General features: G+C 54.9%; 13 protein-coding genes. 2 read left to right on the forward strand and 11 right to left on the reverse strand.

The window, feature by feature from the left end; genetic code table 11:
* Nucleotides 1-15: 15 nt before the first annotated feature.
* From EAV92_RS13755 to EAV92_RS13765, 3 genes are read right to left on the reverse strand one after another with little or no spacing between them, the layout of a single operon-like run.
* Complete coding sequence (locus EAV92_RS13755; RefSeq protein WP_123041633.1) at nt 16-903, reverse strand: carbohydrate ABC transporter permease; 888 nt, start codon at nt 901-903, stop codon at nt 16-18.
* 10 nt (nt 904-913) lie between these two features.
* Nucleotides 914-1,828, reverse strand: a complete 915-nt coding sequence (locus EAV92_RS13760) for an ABC transporter permease (protein ID WP_123041634.1) — start codon at nt 1,826-1,828, stop codon at nt 914-916.
* A gap of 13 nt (nt 1,829-1,841) precedes the next feature.
* The gene (locus EAV92_RS13765; RefSeq protein WP_123043724.1) at nt 1,842-2,864 is read right to left on the reverse strand and encodes a LacI family DNA-binding transcriptional regulator; all 1,023 of its coding nucleotides are present in this window, start codon (nt 2,862-2,864) and stop codon (nt 1,842-1,844) included.
* 214 nt (nt 2,865-3,078) lie between these two features.
* On the opposite strand from EAV92_RS13765, the gene EAV92_RS13770 reads away from it, so the two are divergent.
* Nucleotides 3,079-4,704, forward strand: a complete 1,626-nt coding sequence (locus EAV92_RS13770; protein ID WP_164472777.1) for a response regulator transcription factor — start codon at nt 3,079-3,081, stop codon at nt 4,702-4,704.
* A 66-nt stretch (nt 4,705-4,770) separates the two neighbouring features.
* Nucleotides 4,771-5,283 carry a GNAT family N-acetyltransferase gene (locus EAV92_RS13775; RefSeq protein WP_123041636.1) on the forward strand — a complete coding sequence of 171 codons (513 nt, stop codon included), beginning with the start codon at nt 4,771-4,773 and terminating at the stop codon, nt 5,281-5,283.
* A gap of 41 nt (nt 5,284-5,324) precedes the next feature.
* Here EAV92_RS13775 and EAV92_RS13780 read toward each other — a convergent pair whose 3' ends face one another.
* The 8 genes from EAV92_RS13780 to EAV92_RS13815 form a co-directional block, all read right to left on the reverse strand.
* Nucleotides 5,325-6,935 (reverse strand): cellulase family glycosylhydrolase, encoded by a 1,611-nt coding sequence (locus EAV92_RS13780; RefSeq protein WP_123041637.1) that lies wholly within the window; start codon nt 6,933-6,935, stop codon nt 5,325-5,327.
* A gap of 24 nt (nt 6,936-6,959) precedes the next feature.
* A complete protein-coding gene (locus tag EAV92_RS13785; RefSeq protein ID WP_123041638.1) occupies nt 6,960-7,802 on the reverse strand; it encodes a carbohydrate ABC transporter permease in 843 nt (280 codons plus the stop codon).
* Nucleotides 7,799-8,686, reverse strand: a complete 888-nt coding sequence (locus EAV92_RS13790; RefSeq protein WP_123041639.1) for a carbohydrate ABC transporter permease — start codon at nt 8,684-8,686, stop codon at nt 7,799-7,801. Before EAV92_RS13790 ends, EAV92_RS13785 begins: the two co-directional genes overlap by 4 nt.
* A 29-nt stretch (nt 8,687-8,715) precedes the next feature.
* A complete protein-coding gene (locus tag EAV92_RS13795) occupies nt 8,716-10,056 on the reverse strand; it encodes an ABC transporter substrate-binding protein (protein WP_123041640.1) in 1,341 nt (446 codons plus the stop codon).
* 105 nt (nt 10,057-10,161) lie between these two features.
* Nucleotides 10,162-11,244: a response regulator transcription factor gene (locus EAV92_RS13800; RefSeq protein WP_123041641.1), complete on the reverse strand. Its 1,083-nt coding sequence runs from the start codon at nt 11,242-11,244 to the stop codon at nt 10,162-10,164.
* Nucleotides 11,245-11,261: 17 nt separating this feature from the next.
* Nucleotides 11,262-12,989: a sensor histidine kinase gene (locus EAV92_RS13805; RefSeq protein WP_123041642.1), complete on the reverse strand. Its 1,728-nt coding sequence runs from the start codon at nt 12,987-12,989 to the stop codon at nt 11,262-11,264.
* Nucleotides 12,990-13,233: 244 nt separating this feature from the next.
* Complete coding sequence (locus EAV92_RS13810) at nt 13,234-13,782, reverse strand: NADPH-dependent FMN reductase (protein ID WP_123041643.1); 549 nt, start codon at nt 13,780-13,782, stop codon at nt 13,234-13,236.
* A 197-nt stretch (nt 13,783-13,979) separates the two neighbouring features.
* On the reverse strand, nt 13,980-15,536 hold the full coding sequence (locus tag EAV92_RS13815) for a YcdB/YcdC domain-containing protein (protein WP_123041644.1): 1,557 nt from the start codon (nt 15,534-15,536) through the stop codon (nt 13,980-13,982).
* Nucleotides 15,537-15,557 lie beyond the last annotated feature (21 nt).

Below are 15,557 nucleotides of genomic sequence, written 5' to 3' on the forward strand. Positions count from 1 at the left end.
CCGGGGGATCCGGTTCTAACCTTTGACGGAGCCGATCAACAGCCCTTTGACGAAGAAACGCTGAACGAACGGGTACAGGAAGACGATCGGTCCCGTGGCCACGACGGCCGCGGCCATCTTGAGCGTTTCGGAAGGCGGCTTCGTATCGGCATTCAGGCTGAGCGCGATATTCGTCTTTAGCGCTTCGGCCGAGGCGAGCGTCCGGTACAGCAGGAACTGGAGCGGATACTTGTCGGCCGTCGTGATGAAGAGGTTGGCGAGGAACCACTCGTTCCAGTACTGCAGCGCGACGAACAATCCGATCGTCGCGAGCCCGGGTGTCGAAAGCGGCAGGATGAGCTTGATGAAAATCGTGAAATCGCCGGCGCCGTCGATTTTGGCGGATTCGTTGATGTCCTCCGGTATCGATTTCATAAAGCCTTTCATCAGGATGATGTTCCAAGCCGAGACGAGAAACGGCAGCAGCAGCGCCATGTAGCTGTCCTTCATTTGAAGATCCTTGACGATCAGGATGTACCAGGGAATCAATCCCCCGCTGAACAGCAAGGTGAAGTAGATATAGAAAGAAAATCCGTTGCGGTATTTGAAATCCTTGCGCGAGAGCACGTAACCGGCCATCGCCGTCAGGAACAAGCTGAGCGCCGTTCCCGTCACCGTCAGGACGATCGACACTTCGTACGCTCTCACGATGACTCCGGGATTCGTCATCATTGACCGGTAAGCTTCGAAGGTAAGCTCGTTCGGCCATAGCTTGAATCCTTCGTTGATGATCTCGAGCTCGGGCGTCACGGAGCCGGTCAGCACGACCCAGAAAGGGATCAGGCAAATCACCGTGAGGAAGGTGAGAACGATGTATCCGATCGTGTTGAATGCGACGGTAGACTTTTCCGTTTTGATCCTCATGTCCGCCCTCCTAGAACACCGCGTAGTCTTCGCGCGTTTTGCGAATGATGTAGTTCACCGACAGCACGAGAATCAAGCCGAAGAACGACTGGTAGAAGCCGGCCGCCGTGCCCATGCCGACGTCGAAGTTGCCCGTCAGCGCCCGGAAGACGTAAGTGTCGATGACGTCCGTCGCGTCGAACAGCATGCCGTTGTCGCCGACGATCTGGTAGAACAGGTCGAACTGGCCTTTGAGGATGCCGCCCAGCGCGAGCAGAAGCAGCAGGATGAACGTCGGCATGAGCATCGGGATCGTGATGAAGCGGATTCGCTGGAAGATGCTCGCCCCGTCGATCTTGGCGGCTTCATGGTACTCGTCGCTGATGCTCATGATCGCGGCCAGGTAGATGACCGTGCCGTAACCCAAGCCTTTCCACACGTTGAAAAAGACGATGATGTATTTCCACGGAGCCGTATTCAGGTAGAAATCGTAAGGCTCCATGCCCAGCTTCTCCAGCAGCGTGTTCACGACGCCGTTGTCGGTGCTGAACAGGTTGAACACGAACGCGCCGACGAGCACGAAGGAGATGAAGTAAGGCAGGAACATGACGGACTGAGCGGTTTTCTTGAACCATTTGCCCGGCAGCTCGCTCAGGAAGATCGCGCAGACGATCTGCAGGAAATTGCCGATGAAAATGAAGGCGAGGTTGTACAGGATCGTGTTCCGGGTAATGGTCCACAACGCCCCGGATTCGAACAGGAAGTCGAAGTTCTGCATGCCGACGAACTCGTTCTTGAACATCGACACGTTCGGGTCATAGTTCGTGAAGGCGTAATAGACGCCCGCCATCGGCACGTAGGCGAAAATCGCGAAGAAGACGACCACGGGCGCGAGCATCAGGAACATGACTTTGTTTTTGCTTAATTCCCGGATAAAGCCTCGCATGTTCGAACACCTCTCAAGTCTCTCGATTCAGACGGAAATCGGATGATTCGCGGATCTTCAGCTTGGAATCCACTTTGAAAACCCGTTTGTCAATGAAATCGTTATCATTCATTTGATCGATGAACTTCTCGACGAGCAGCGCGCCCATCGCGTAATTGGGTTGGTCGACCGTCGACAGCGTAGGCGACGTATACTTCGTCACCCGGTTGTTGTCGACGCCGACGACGGCCAGCCGCCCGGGAACCGGAATCCCGAGCTCCCGGCAAGCCTTGAAGACGCCGAGCGCCATTTCGTCGTTCGCGGCAAAAACCGCCGTCATGTCCGGGTTTTTCTCCCACAGCCGCTTGAACGCCAAGTACCCCTCGGTTTCGTTGAAGTCCCCGTTTTCGACCAGGTCCGGAACGAAAGGCAGCTCCGCGTCGCGAAGCGCTTTCAAATAACCCTCCAGCCGTTCATAGCTGTCAATCGCATCCGCGTAGCCGCTGATGAACGCGATCCGGCGATGTCCCATTTCGAGAAGATGCTGCATCACTTCCCGGGCTAACTTGACGTTGTCCGTGTAGGCGCACGGAATGTCGGGATGCTCGACGTGGCGGCCGATCACGGCGGCCGAGTAACCCCGCTCGCAGAATGCGGCGATGTCCCGGTTAGAAATGACGGGCGAAACGAAGATGATGCCGTCCACCGTCCGGTTCATGGCGAGGGACATGAATTCGAGTTCCTTCTCTTTCTCGTTCTGGGTATCGCAGATGATGATCTTGTACTTCAGGGCATTCGCCATGTTCTCGATGCCTTTGACGATTTCGGCGAAGTACGAGGAGTGGATGTCGGAAACGACGACGCCGATCGTCCGGGTTTTCTGGGAGCGCAGGTTTTTGGCCGAGGCGTTCGGGGTGAAATTCATGTACTCGATCGCCTTCAGCACTTTGGCTTTCGTGGACGGGCTGACGTGACGGCTGTCGTTCAGAACCCGGGACACCGTGGCGACGGACACTTGGGCTTCACGGGCGACGTCGATGATTTTGCTGTCTTTCAGACGCACCACTTTCTCTCTTACGGAATTACCTGAATCCTATCACAGCCTGAAATCGATTTCAATATATAGGAGAAAAATTATTTCAGCCTTTATTCGTCAAAATCCTTCAATACCATATTGTTTTAGAGTTTCTACCGTTTATTTTGATCTTTTAACATGCCATGCTATAATGAAATCGATATCTTTTCCGGTCGATCTTCCGGAGGTGAACCGCATGCTGCAATTGCTCATTGTCGAAGACGAACCGACGACGAGAGAGGCTCTCGCGTCAAGAATCGATTGGGAAAGCATCGGAATTCGCGTATGCGGGCAAGCAAAGAACGGACTCGACGCGCTGGAGAAACTCGAAACCGCGCCTGCCGATCTCGTGCTGACCGATATCCGGATGCCGCGGATGGACGGCCTTCAGCTGGTGGAAGAAATTCGCCGCCGCGAGTACGACGCTGCTTGCGTGCTCCTCTCCGGGCATAATGACTTCCCAACCGCGCAGCAGGCGCTGCGTCTCGGCGTGTCCGATTTTCTGCTCAAGCCCTGCTCGCCCAAGGAAATCCGCTCGGCGTTCGAGAAAGTCGCTTCCCGCGTCCTGGCGGAGAAACGGCAGGCCGAGTCCGCCCAAGGACTTCAGCGGCAGCTCCTGAAAAATTTGCCCCTCGTCAAATCGCAGCTGCTCCGGCAGTGGCTTCACGCACCCGCTTTGGCCACCGAAAACCGGCTCGAAACGATAGACAAGCTGCGAATCGCCTTGAGCCCCCGCGACGTCGTCGTCATCGCCCTGCAAATGGACAACCGCGCGCTTGAACGACTGAACTACAACCGCACCGACACCGAGCTTCTCCACCTTGCCGCGGCGAACGTCGCCCTGGAGTCGCTGGAGCAAGCTTTAGCCGTTCCGGTAGAAAGCGTCACCGAGCCGGGAATGGTGCTGGCGATCCTGAATGGCAGCACGGCCGAACTCCCCGACTCCAAGCTCGCCGCCGCCATCAAGACCGTGCGGATCAATATGGACCACTACCTGCGGGTTTCCGTCACGGCCGGGGTCAGCAACCGAGCGTCGGACATTAACCGATTAAACGAAGCTTGCCTGGAAGCGCTGAATGCGTTGGAGCTTCGGTTCCGCCAGGGCGCCGGGGGCATTTATTTCTACCGCGATACCGCTTCAAAGAAGGAAGTCTCCGCGCTGGAATCGGAATTATGGCAGCGGGAAGAAGCCGCGTCCGAGCATATGAAATCAAGGCTGTTCGCGGAAGCGATGAACGACGCCGAACAATGGTTAATCTCGCTTCGCGGGCAGGAAGGGCTGACGCGAAGCCAAGTCCGGCTCCGCGCGACGGCTTTCCTCGGGAGGCTGCTGCAGCTGGCCCGGGAACGGGGCTCCGTCGGCTATGCAATCCCCTTGGATTGGATCTCCCTCGATGACCAGATCGCCCGGACCGATACGATGGAAGAGCTTTCCGGCTTCATTGGCCGGGTCATCCGGCAGTTGACCGAAGCCTTGCTGCCGCATAAGAAGCCGAAGCGCAAAGTCCAGCAGGCGCTGAAACTGATCGCCGAACAGTACGCTTCGCCCTCCCTGTCTCTAGCCGGCGTCGCCAAATCGCTGTTCGTCTCCGGCTCCAGCCTCTCCACGCTGTTTAAGCAGGAGCTCGGCATCAATTTCCTCGACTACGTGCACCAGTACCGGATCGAACGCGCCAAAGCGCTGCTTCAGTCGGGAGACCGCAAAATCCAGACAGTCGCCAAGGAAGTCGGCTATTTCGACGAGGCCCACTTCACCAAAACGTTCAAAAAATGGACCGGCCAGCTGCCGTCGCAATACCGCAAACAAGTGCAAGGACCATAATCATTGACCGGAACGCATGTTCCCCCTATAATGGAATTGCATGGTGAACGACAGGGAGGAACAAGGATGAACGCGATTCAGGTGAAGATCGAAACTTGGAGCGAGGCCGACTTGGATTTGCTTCGGCAGCTCAATGCACCGGAAATGACGGAACACCTCGGAGGCCCGGAAACCGAGGAACAAATCCTGGCGCGCCATGAACGGTACCTGAAGATCGAAGGCCGGGGAACGGGACGCATGTTTCGGATCGTTGCGCTGCCGGAACTCGAACCCGTCGGCAGCATCGGGTATTGGGACAGCCATTGGCAAGATGAACCTGCATTCGAGATGGGTTGGGGCGTTCTGCCGGCCTATCAGGGAAGGGGAATCGCCGGCCAAGCGGTCGCGGAAGCCATCGCAAGCGCCCGCGCCGAAGGGAAGCACCGGTTTATCAACGCTTTCCCTTCCGTCGACAATCCCGCTTCGAACGCGATCTGCCGGAAGTCCGGCTTCTCTCTTATCGGCGAATGCGACTTCGAATACCCGCCCGGAAGCACGATGAAGTGCCATCATTGGCAGTTGGATCTCGATAAACAATGAATGAAAAGGCAGCCGTCCGTCGACGGCTGCCTTTGTATTTTCTATTCTCCGACTCGAATCCATTCAACCGCCACCGGCTGTTCCAACGCTTTGAGGACGATGCGATTGGCCCCTGGCTGCAGCCGGCAAGGATGCGTCGTCCGAACGACATGCCAAGAGTGGTCCTCGATGCATATCGACTCGGCCACCTCGTCGTTGACGCAGATCTCGAGCTTCGCTTCTCCCCCGCCGCCTCCGCAAACGCGTAAAGCCAGCGGAACCCGTACTTGATCGTTCGAATCATGCTCGACCGTATAAGCCAGCCAATCTTCAGGCTGCAGGAGCACATGCATCCATTCGTCGGCGGACCAATCTTCTCCTCCGCCATGCTGGAAATTCGCCGTTGTCCTGTCTCCCGTCGTAAATCGGATATCCGTGCCGTCCTCATCCCTGAACCCCAGGCTTCTCGGCGTAAATTCGCCCACACTGAAGCTGATGCCCGGCCCTTTGTACCCGTAAAATACGGCCGGTATGCGTACCGGCGGACGGAAGAGCAATGCATTGACCACCTGAGGATAATAGGCGCATCGATCCAGATTCAAGTTCTGCAGATATTCCCACAAGATCCGTTCGGCTTCCGGTTCGGTTAGCCGCTCCCCGCCCTCGAGGTAAGCGACGAGCCGGTCCCATCCTTGCGGCTTCGCCACGGAACAAGGGGAATTCGTGCAGTCCATCTTCTTCCACGTCCAGAAGTTCCAAGAAATATCATGGTCCTCGTAGAGACGGAAGGCTCCCGTATACCACTCCACGTTGTTCTCTCCGCCTTCTCCCATGAAAATCGGCACTTCCCACTCGTCGCGTTTGTCGAGGAACTTCCGAATGCTTTCCGTATCCGGGCTGTTCCAGTACTTATGAAACTGAAGCATCAGGTTGTCGTCGATTTTCTCCTCGAAAAACGACCAGTCCGTCGCCCAATGAACGCCTTCCAACATGATCATGTGTTTGCTGTCCACTTCGCGGATCGCTTGCACGATCTCTTTGTACAGAGGCATCACCTGATCGTTATAAGCGGAAAACCACTCGGGAAGCGGCTCGTTCAGCAGATCGTAGCCCGCGACGATCCACCGGTCCCGATATCGCTCGGCGAGCAAACGCCAAATGCCGACCGTAAGCTTCTTGTTCTCCTCACGGATAAACAGCTCCGGTTGATCGTTCGGAGAATCGTCGATGTTAGTCCCCGTTTGTCCGCCCGGCGCGCCATGCAGATCCAGGATGACGTACAGCCGATATTGCTCGCACCAATCGATCACTTGGTCGAGCAAAGCCAGATGCCCCTCATGATAGCGGTCCGTTTCGCCTTCAAACAAAAAACGCGAGTTGATCGGCAGCCGAACGGAATTGAAGCCTTCCGCAGCTACGCGCGCGATATCCTTCTCCGCGATATACGTCCGGTAGTAAATTTCCCAAAACTCCTTCGCCGTCCGGTCGCCGACGAGCTCCCGAATCATGCGCTCGATCCGGAGCGGCCGATCCCCCTGACCGGGGAATCTCCACATATAGCCTTCGGGCAACAGCCAGCTGCCGAACCCGACGCCCCGAAGGAGGATTTCCCGTCCTAGCCCGTTCACGATCCGCGGCCCGACGGCTTTGACATACCCTTCTACCTCTTGCATCCCGGCTCCCCTTTTCCGTCAATTTCAGCCCTTGATGGCTCCGTCCGCGATTCCTTTGATAATGTACTTTTGCAGGAGCAGGTAAAACGCGATGACGGGCAGCATGGCCATGATCAGCGAAGCCAGAATCGCCGACCACTCGTTATTGCCGTATTGGCCGAACAGCATATTGGTCGACAGCAGCAGCGTATAATTGTCGCGGTCGGTCAGCATTAGAAGCGGCAAAAGAAAATCGTTCCAGATCCATAAGAGGTTCAGGATCGCGTTGGTGGCGGTAATCGGCAGCAGCAACGGGAAGATCAAGGTGAAAAACAATTTGAATTCGCCGCACCCGTCCATTACCGCGGCTTCGTCGAGATCCCTCGGGATGGATTTGACGAAGCCGTGATAGAGGAAAACGGCGAACGAAACGCCCAGCCCGATATAGAGGGTCCCCAGTCCGTAAGTCGTGCCTTGAACGTGGAGTTCCTTCGCGATCCTCGTCAGCGTGATCATGATGGAATGGAAGGGGATGAGCATCGAAAGGATAAAGACGCCGAAAAAGAAGCCGCTCAGCTTCCCGGGCGTACGGGAAAGCTTGTACCCGGCCATCGAAGCGAATAGAATGATGCCGGTCAGACCGATGGCGGTGATCAAGGCCGTATTGCCCAGGCTTCGCAAGAAGTGAATCCGTTCGAAAGCGTCCGCGTAATTATGGAACTGAAAACGGTCAGGAAGCGCCAAAATGTCGTTCAAGATCTCCCCGTCGGTTTTGAACGAGTTCAGTACGCCCATGTAGATCGGGAATAACGTGACGACGGCTGCCACCGCCAGGATCAGGAAGACGAGCACGGAGCCCAATTTCCGAAAAGCCGCCCCTCCCCTCATGCTTCCACCTCCCGCCTTTTCATGACGGCAAGCTGAACGAACGTCAACAGCATGACGATCAGAAACAGAATCATCGCTTTGGCGCTTGCATACCCGTAGCGGAAGCTGTTATGAAAGGCCTCGTCGAAAATGTTGAGCGCGATCACTTGCGTGGCCCGCCCGGGACCGCCGTTCGTGAGCGCGAATACCGCTTCGAACACCTTGAACGAACCGTTAAGCGTCAGGAAGATCCCGATCGTCACCGCCGGCATGATCATGGGCATCGTGATATACCGGAAGTTCTGCCAAGCGTTCGCTCCGTCGATCGCCGCCGCTTCGTTCAGATGGTCCGGCACGTTCTGCAGCGCCGCGATGTAGATGACCATCAGGTAGCCGACTCCGGCCCACAGGGACAGGATCAGAATCGCGATGAAGGAAAGCTTCGGATCTCCGATCCAGGATTGATCCAGGAAAGACATCCCGGTATGGACGGCCAGATAAGGAAGCACCTTCGTGAAAATGAAAAGCCACATGATGCCTCCGATAATCAAGCTGATCATGTTGGGCATGAAAAAAACGGTCCGGAAAACCGACTTCGTCCGGCGCCGGGATTCAATGAAAACCGCGAGCAGAATGGCGAGCGCGTTTTGCAGCACCACCATGCACACGACGTATTTGAGAGTAAACCCTATGGAATCCAGGAAATAATCATCATTCGTCAACGCTTCACGATAATTCGCGAATCCCACGAGGTGATAGGCGGGATTCACGCCGTTCCAATCCGTCAAGCTGTACCAGACCCCGCCGAAGGCGGGGACCAGTACGAAGACGGTATAAAAGAGCAAGGCCGGTAAAATGAAGGCGAGGAGAATGACCGTTCGTTTGCCAAAATGCTTGCCTGCCATTCGTTTCACTCCCGGTCAATCGATTGGGTTTACTTTGCCGCTTCGGCTTTTACGGCGTTCGCCCACGTTTTATCCATGATCTGGATGAACTTTTCTTTCGTTACGGTTTTCGAGTAGTAGCTTTGCAGCTCTTTCGCTTGCTCATCGGTCACGCCGTTCGGCAGCTTCAGGTCTTGGTAGGCTTTGCCTTGGGAGACGTAGCTCATCGCTTCGTCGATCCAAGGGAAGGACTTATACGTATGGACCGAGGAAATCGGGTTGAACTTCAGCTGTTCGAAGAAGGCGGAAGAATCGTTGTCGTCCAGCATGTAGTTGAGCAGGTCGAGCGCGACGTCTTTGTTCTTGCTGCTCGGGGATACGGCGAGCGACGTGGACGCCGACAGGTTGATCATGGTGCCTTTGGGGTCGTTGCTGACCGGAAGCGGAGCGACGCCGAATTCCATGTTCGGGTTGGCTTTCAGGATCGAATCGGCCATCCACGGACCTTGAACCCACATCGCGGCTTTGCCGTTCGCGAAATCCGTCGCGCCCGCGGCGCTTCCCACTTCAAACGGCTTCGCCGTTCCGTTGGACATGATCAAATCGATGATGTTGAAAATATCGCCTACGTCCGAATAGGAAGCTTCGCCCTTGCTCATTTTGTCGACCCAGTCCGGATGTTCGGAATTGACGATGCCGCCGAGAGACAGCGCGGTCATGAGCTGCGGCACCCAGGACTCTTGGAACGCGAGTTCGAACGCCGGGATGTTTTTGGCTTTCAGGGTATCGACGACTTTCTTCATCTCATCCAGCGACTGAGGAGGCGTCAGGCCGTTGTCGCTGAAAATTTTCTTGTTGTACAGGTAGCCCCATGCCAAGCTTTCCAGCGGCAGCACCGAAACTTTGCCGTCATAGGTAACCGTTTGCTTCACGCTGTCGAACAGCTTGCCGATGGCCGGCTGATCCGACAGGTCCGTCAAATATCCGGCGTTATAGTACGTGGGAATGTCGTTGGCATGGATGGAGAAAACGTCCGGCGCGTCATTGGACGCCAAGCGGGCTTGGAGAATTTGTTTGGCTTGATCGGCGTTCGGCGTTTCGGATTTGATCGTGACGTCGATGTTCTTCTCTTTCAATTCTTTGGCTTTGAACTGCTCGAAGTACTTGTCGAACTGCTCTTTGAACTGAGGAACCGTGAGGAATACCTTGAGTTCCACTTTCTTTGGCGCAGCGGACGGCGAGGCGCTGGGAGACTCGGCGGCCGGGCTCGATGCGGACGGCGTTGCCGAGGCAGCGGCGCTGCTGCCGCTTTCTTTGTTCCCCGATCCGCATGCCGACAGAATGGACAGCATGAGAATCAGAGCGATGGATAGATACGACGCCTTCTTCATGTTTGAATCCCCCTATGAGTTAGATGCGTCTTCAGTATAAAGAAAGCGATTGCAAGAATCTTTCCACCGGATTTACTTGTTGAATTTGAAAATATTGACCTTCCGTTAACTTCTCATGTTCCCCGGAGGAATGCCGTAAAACTTCTTGAATACGCGATAAAAGTAAGTGATGTCCGTAAATCCGGTCAATTCGGCCGTTCGCTTGATGGAAAGACCGTTCGTCACGAGGAGTTCCTTCGCTTTTTCCATTCGGACTCTCGTAATGGCGTCCATAACCGTCTCGCCTAGCCTTGCTTTGTATTGCCTGCTTAGATACTCTTTCCTAACCGCGAATTTCTTGGCGAGGGTCTCCAGCGAGATCGCCTGACTGTAGTTCCTTTCGATAAATTCCTTCACTTTGTCGATATCCAACCTGTCTCTGTCCTGTCGGATGATTTGCAAAGACCGAAGGACCTCTTGATATAAGTTCTCCGTTTCTTTTATCGCATCCCGCATGGAAGCCCGCTCGATGGATTCGCGCCAAATCTCCACTTGCGGAACCAGTTGAACCGGCTGAAGGTCGTCCGAAACAAGAGCCTCTTCCAAGATCGCGATAAAATCATAGGCGATTTTATACGGCATTCCTTTTCGAGTATGTTCGTCCATGAGCGTTTGATCCAGGTATTGCGCCATCTGGCTAAAGGTCTCTGCCAGCGCTTTGTCATTCAAATCCAATAAGTTGCTTTGGATCAACTTTCGATAGGTTAAGTAACGGTCCTGAACGGACGTATCCAAATGAGTCGCCTTTCGAGGTGTCGGCGATTCGGAAGATTCCTTGTTCAGTTGCTCTATGCATTCCGCTAAGGATTGATTCAGTTCTTCCGCACTTATCGGTTTCAGCATGTAATTCACGGCTTTGGATTGGATGGCTTGCTTAAGGTAAGAAAAATCCTCATATCCGCTCATGATCAGGATTTTCACGTTCGGAAATCGCTCCTGAAGGGACTGAAGAAGCTTATCTCCTCCCAAGCCCGGCATTCGCATATCCGTGATGATAATATGCGGCTTCCGTTCAGCTGCCAGTTCAATTCCCAGGTAACCGTCATCGGCTTCGCCAACGATACGAAGTCCCAAACGATCCCAATCGCCGAGGGACTTGACGATTTGTCTGGCCCAGGGTTCATCATCCATAATCAGAACGTCGTACATGGCGGACCTCTCCTCGTTTATGCTTTCTGCCGGGCGGGAAAAACCATCACCATAACCGTTCCGCACTCGGATTTGCTGAAAATTCGAATTCCGTGAGGACTCCCGAAATGCAACCTCAACCTGTTGTGCACGTTACGAAGTCCAATGCTCTTTCCCGCATCCAACCGGCTGTCATCCTTCAAGCTTTCACGAAGGCGATTCAGTTGTACCGGTTCGATTCCTACGCCGTTATCCTGAATGAGGACGATAACCCGCCTGCGAACAAGTTTGATTCTGATCCGCAATTCCCATTTCCCTTGCTTCGGCTGCAGCCCGTGTTCGAACGCGTTTTCTATGACAGGCTGCAAAATGAACTTCGGAAGACGGCAATCCAAAACCCGGGGATCCGTCTCGATGGATACTTTGCATCGGCCTGCGAATCTTTGTTCCTGGATATATAAATAATTGCGAATATGCGCAACTTCATCTTGCAGTTGAACCTGCTCATCCACCGTACTGATCGAATATCTCAGCAAGTTCCCCATCATCCGCGTAATTTCATAGACTTCGGGGGCTTCTTTTGAAAGTGCCATACCTCCGATTAAATTCAAGGTATTGTTGAGAAAATGAGGATTGATTTGTGCCTGCAAGGCGAGCAGCTGAGCATTTTTAATTTCGATTTCATGTTGGTATTCATGTTCGATTAATTCTTTAATCCTCTGCATCATCAGGTTATAACCATGTTGAAGCAAGCCGATCTCATCGACTCTTTCCACGGATTTCATTTCGAAGTTTTGGATCTGTGCCATGCGCATCGTTCTGGCCAGACCTACGATCGGCTTCGTGATGCGGAGCGACAACAATATGGACAGCAAAATGGACACGATGACGAACAATCCGCCGGTCAGAATGCCCGCGCGGATCGTCGGAAGTCCGCTCTCCTTGATCGTCGATAAAGGAATCGCCTTCACGACCGTCAATTGGCCGTCACCGACGCGCTCCATAAAATAGAAAAATTGATTGCTGTGGCGAAGCACGAGTCCGTTGTCGGGAAGATCCATGGAATGAAGCAAATCTAAAATTTCGGATGAAGCGATGCGGGGGGTGGATCCGGAAAGCAATTCCCCCTCGTCATTCATGAGAAAGACATAACTTTCCGGTTCCGATTTGAGGATCCGGGACACTTCTTCCCACACCTGGTCATTGATGTCCACCGCGATTCCGCCCAATAAAAACTTATCCGGGAATCGATTGATGCTGTGAAAGGCGGTAATGCCGCCTGCGGATTGCTTGAAATACATATTCACGGGCATTTTTTCGATTCTGGACCAAGCGGTCCCCCCGATTTTCAATGTTCGGGTCGTGCCGCTATCCGCATAACTGACCGAGAGCGCCTTCTGAGTTAAGCGACTATAGAGAGTTAAGCGATCGATTTTACGAGCATTGGAGAAGAAGGTGGAAGTAAGGGTTTCCCGCAACGCATTTTGGGAACGGGAAGCCGCATTCCTATCGTCCGATCCGGAAGTCATGGTCCCCATGACTTCCCCGTTGATTTGCAAAGAATAGAACAGGGCGTCTACCTGATCGATCAACTCATTCAAATATTGATCCGCCCACAGCATTCTGGATTGATTGGCACCGATCAATTCCTTTTCGACGGATGCGCGCGTATTAATCGCAGCGATCCAAGTAACGGTGACGACGGGAAGCGTCGTGAGGCAGATCATGAGGATCATGAAACGCAAACGCAAACTGAACCGGTTCACCTGATTTCCCCCTGCTCCTGCCTTGGCGTCTGTCGAAAATGCATAGCGAATATGAGTCCGCGTTTATCGATTATACCATCAGGATTCTCCTAAAAATCGACCTCATGGAAAACGGCCCGATTCGACGTAAGAATCGGGCCTTGTCCATTTCAGTATAAGGAGGGGAAGGGGCTTCGTCATTGGACGAAATTGACCCTCTCGGTTGGAACATATTGATGTGTCCGTCCGCCCGCTCGCTTCAGCTTCAGCGTGCCGACTGAACGAACTCGAGAAAACGGCCTACCGCGCCGTCCAAATGCTGAAGCGTCGATTCGTCCTTCAGACGTCCCGTCGCGTCGAATTTCTGGGCGGCGAGGTTGATGAGAAGCTCGTTGCCTGCCGGCGGGAGCAGCTTCGCGCGAATGCCAGGCGCGGCGAGCACCTCGCGCAGGTGGAGCTGGGCGCGGATCGTGCCCATGATGCCGGTAGACACGCCGGCCGTCATGACCGGTTTGCCGATCAGCGGCTGCTCGACGCGGGAAAGCCAATCGAGCGCGTTCTTGAGCACGCCTGGGATCGACCAGTTATATTCCGGCGTGACGATGATGACGCCGTCCGCTTCCTGGACTTGCTTCCTCAGCTTCAGCACGCTCGGAGGAGGACTTTGCTCTTCATCCTGGTCGAACAGGGGCAGGGAACGGATTTCCGCGAGCTCCCATTCGAAACGGTCGTTAAACCTTTCCTGGATCGTTCTCGCGAATGCCAGGTTGTACGATTCCTTGCGTAAACTTCCGACGACTCCCAACAACTTCATGTCGTGATGTCCCCTTTGCTTGATGGTCCGGGCAAATGGAAAACCCTCCATCATAATGTAGCAGACGGAGGGATACGAAAACCAGTCGAACGAAACCCGGCTCAGTTGCCGGACGGAAGAGGGAAAGTGACCGCTTCTCCCGCTATGTCTTTCCACCCGCCGCTCACGGCGTCGAGAACGGGGACCACATTCGTGTACTAGCGGGGAACGGACGGTTTCAGCATCAGCTCGTAAAACAGCTCGGCCCGGTTGCCCTCGACCCAGCGGTATCGCAGAACGATGTCGTAGAGGGATAACAGCTTCTCGACCGCTTTCGGCGCCGAAACTTTCGGATTCGCTTGCGACGGATAGCGGACCGGCATCAGTTGGCTTTGGATCGATTCGACCTCGCCGTTGTACGCGTTGACGTCCACGTATACGTTCTCCTGGCTGACCCCGACGCCGCCGGCCACCCGTACATATTCGAATCGATAGAGCGGACGGGTCGCGACACGGCCGTCCGATAGGAACAAGTCGACCCGGCTTTCCGCCAATTGATCGGCGAAGGCGGGCATCGCCTTTTTCAGGAAAGCAACGGCTTTAAGCCGGGCCTTGCTCTCGCTCACTTTCGCTTTCGTCAGCAGGCTGTGATCGGTACCGTCGTCGGATTGATAGAGGTACACCTGCCCTGTCGCCTGGTCGAATCCGATGACGACGGTGCGAACCCTTTTCTTGTCCGCACTCGGAATCACGAGCTTATACAAATATTGCTGCGGTTTGCTGATCTTATAGGTCCCGGTGAGCGAGAGCAGATTTATGACTTTAGCGCGCATTTGCGCGTCCGTCAACTTCGCGTTCGTTACGAGCGGCGCGAGCTGTTTGGTGCTGAGCGGTTTCAATACGATCGGGAAAGGGCGCCCGTTCCGCTCGGCAGGGAAAACGCCCGTGCTCGCTTTCAGCGAAGTTTGCCACAGCGTGTATGCCAGGAAGGGCTTGTTACCGGAGCCCAGTTTGTAAGCGAGCAACGGCGACGATTGCTTGAGGTAAATCCGTTTGGCCTTCTCAGCCGAAATCGCTGGTGTGGGATCCGAGAAATCGTACGCGTTCCAATTGGCGGTATAAGAAGCGATTCGCCCGTCCGGCCGGACGATGACCAACAGCCAATTGTCGGTTCGGATTCCGTTCATTGCCCGGTAGAATCGAATGCGGAACAGCGACTTGTCTTCGAACCGGGTATCGTATTCCGATTCCGGATAAGGATCCAGCCTCCAGTCGGCATTCAGTCCCCAGTTCAATCCTCCTACGAGCGAGGCGGCAATGTTCACCGCATCTCCCCGCGAGATGGAGTCGCCTGTGCCGGTTGTTGTCGTCGGCACCGCCCCGCTCTCCGGCTGCCGGTCCTCGAGGGACATGTTCCGCAGGCTTCCGTCCGCCGCGGAGAAACGGACATTGTAATAGCCGGCCCAGTTCCCGTTCGAATCCTTGTCCGGCCGATGCAGGGTAAGATCCCATTCCCCTGCCGAGGCCTCGGATGCTCTCGAAAGAACCGCGTCCTGGAGTTCGGCATCATCAGGTACGAACGCGAGGCTTTTCGCGTAGGCGAAAGCCTCGTCTTGCGTGCGGATCGCGGTGACGGAAGCCGCGGCCGCGGCAATCTCCTTGTCGGGAATCAGCAACGGGGCGCCAACACCGGCAAACAGCAGCGCGGGAAGCAGCAGAGCCTTCAAGCCTCGTGCCGCCCGGGACGCATAATTTCTTGGTAATGAACGGGACATGGTCGGACCTCCTATACGATC

Source organism: Cohnella candidum, from assembly GCF_003713065.1.
In the GTDB taxonomy this organism is placed as follows: Bacteria; Bacillota; Bacilli; order Paenibacillales; family Paenibacillaceae; genus Cohnella; species Cohnella candidum.

What these genes read in the sequence shown, in the direction of transcription:
- EAV92_RS13755 (WP_123041633.1), bottom strand. Translation starts at nt 903, where the DNA reads ATGAGGATCAAAACGGAAAAGTCTACCGTCGCATTCAACACGATCGGA.
- EAV92_RS13760 (WP_123041634.1), bottom strand. Translation starts at nt 1,828, where the DNA reads ATGCGAGGCTTTATCCGGGAATTAAGCAAAAACAAAGTCATGTTCCTG.
- EAV92_RS13770 (WP_164472777.1), top strand. Translation starts at nt 3,079, where the DNA reads ATGCTGCAATTGCTCATTGTCGAAGACGAACCGACGACGAGAGAGGCT.
- EAV92_RS13775 (WP_123041636.1), top strand. Translation starts at nt 4,771, where the DNA reads ATGAACGCGATTCAGGTGAAGATCGAAACTTGGAGCGAGGCCGACTTG.
- EAV92_RS13780 (WP_123041637.1), bottom strand. Translation starts at nt 6,935, where the DNA reads ATGCAAGAGGTAGAAGGGTATGTCAAAGCCGTCGGGCCGCGGATCGTG.
- EAV92_RS13785 (WP_123041638.1), bottom strand. Translation starts at nt 7,802, where the DNA reads ATGAGGGGAGGGGCGGCTTTTCGGAAATTGGGCTCCGTGCTCGTCTTC.
- EAV92_RS13790 (WP_123041639.1), bottom strand. Translation starts at nt 8,686, where the DNA reads ATGGCAGGCAAGCATTTTGGCAAACGAACGGTCATTCTCCTCGCCTTC.
- EAV92_RS13795 (WP_123041640.1), bottom strand. Translation starts at nt 10,056, where the DNA reads ATGAAGAAGGCGTCGTATCTATCCATCGCTCTGATTCTCATGCTGTCC.
- EAV92_RS13800 (WP_123041641.1), bottom strand. Translation starts at nt 11,244, where the DNA reads ATGTACGACGTTCTGATTATGGATGATGAACCCTGGGCCAGACAAATC.
- EAV92_RS13810 (WP_123041643.1), bottom strand. Translation starts at nt 13,782, where the DNA reads ATGAAGTTGTTGGGAGTCGTCGGAAGTTTACGCAAGGAATCGTACAAC.
- EAV92_RS13815 (WP_123041644.1), bottom strand. Translation starts at nt 15,536, where the DNA reads ATGTCCCGTTCATTACCAAGAAATTATGCGTCCCGGGCGGCACGAGGC.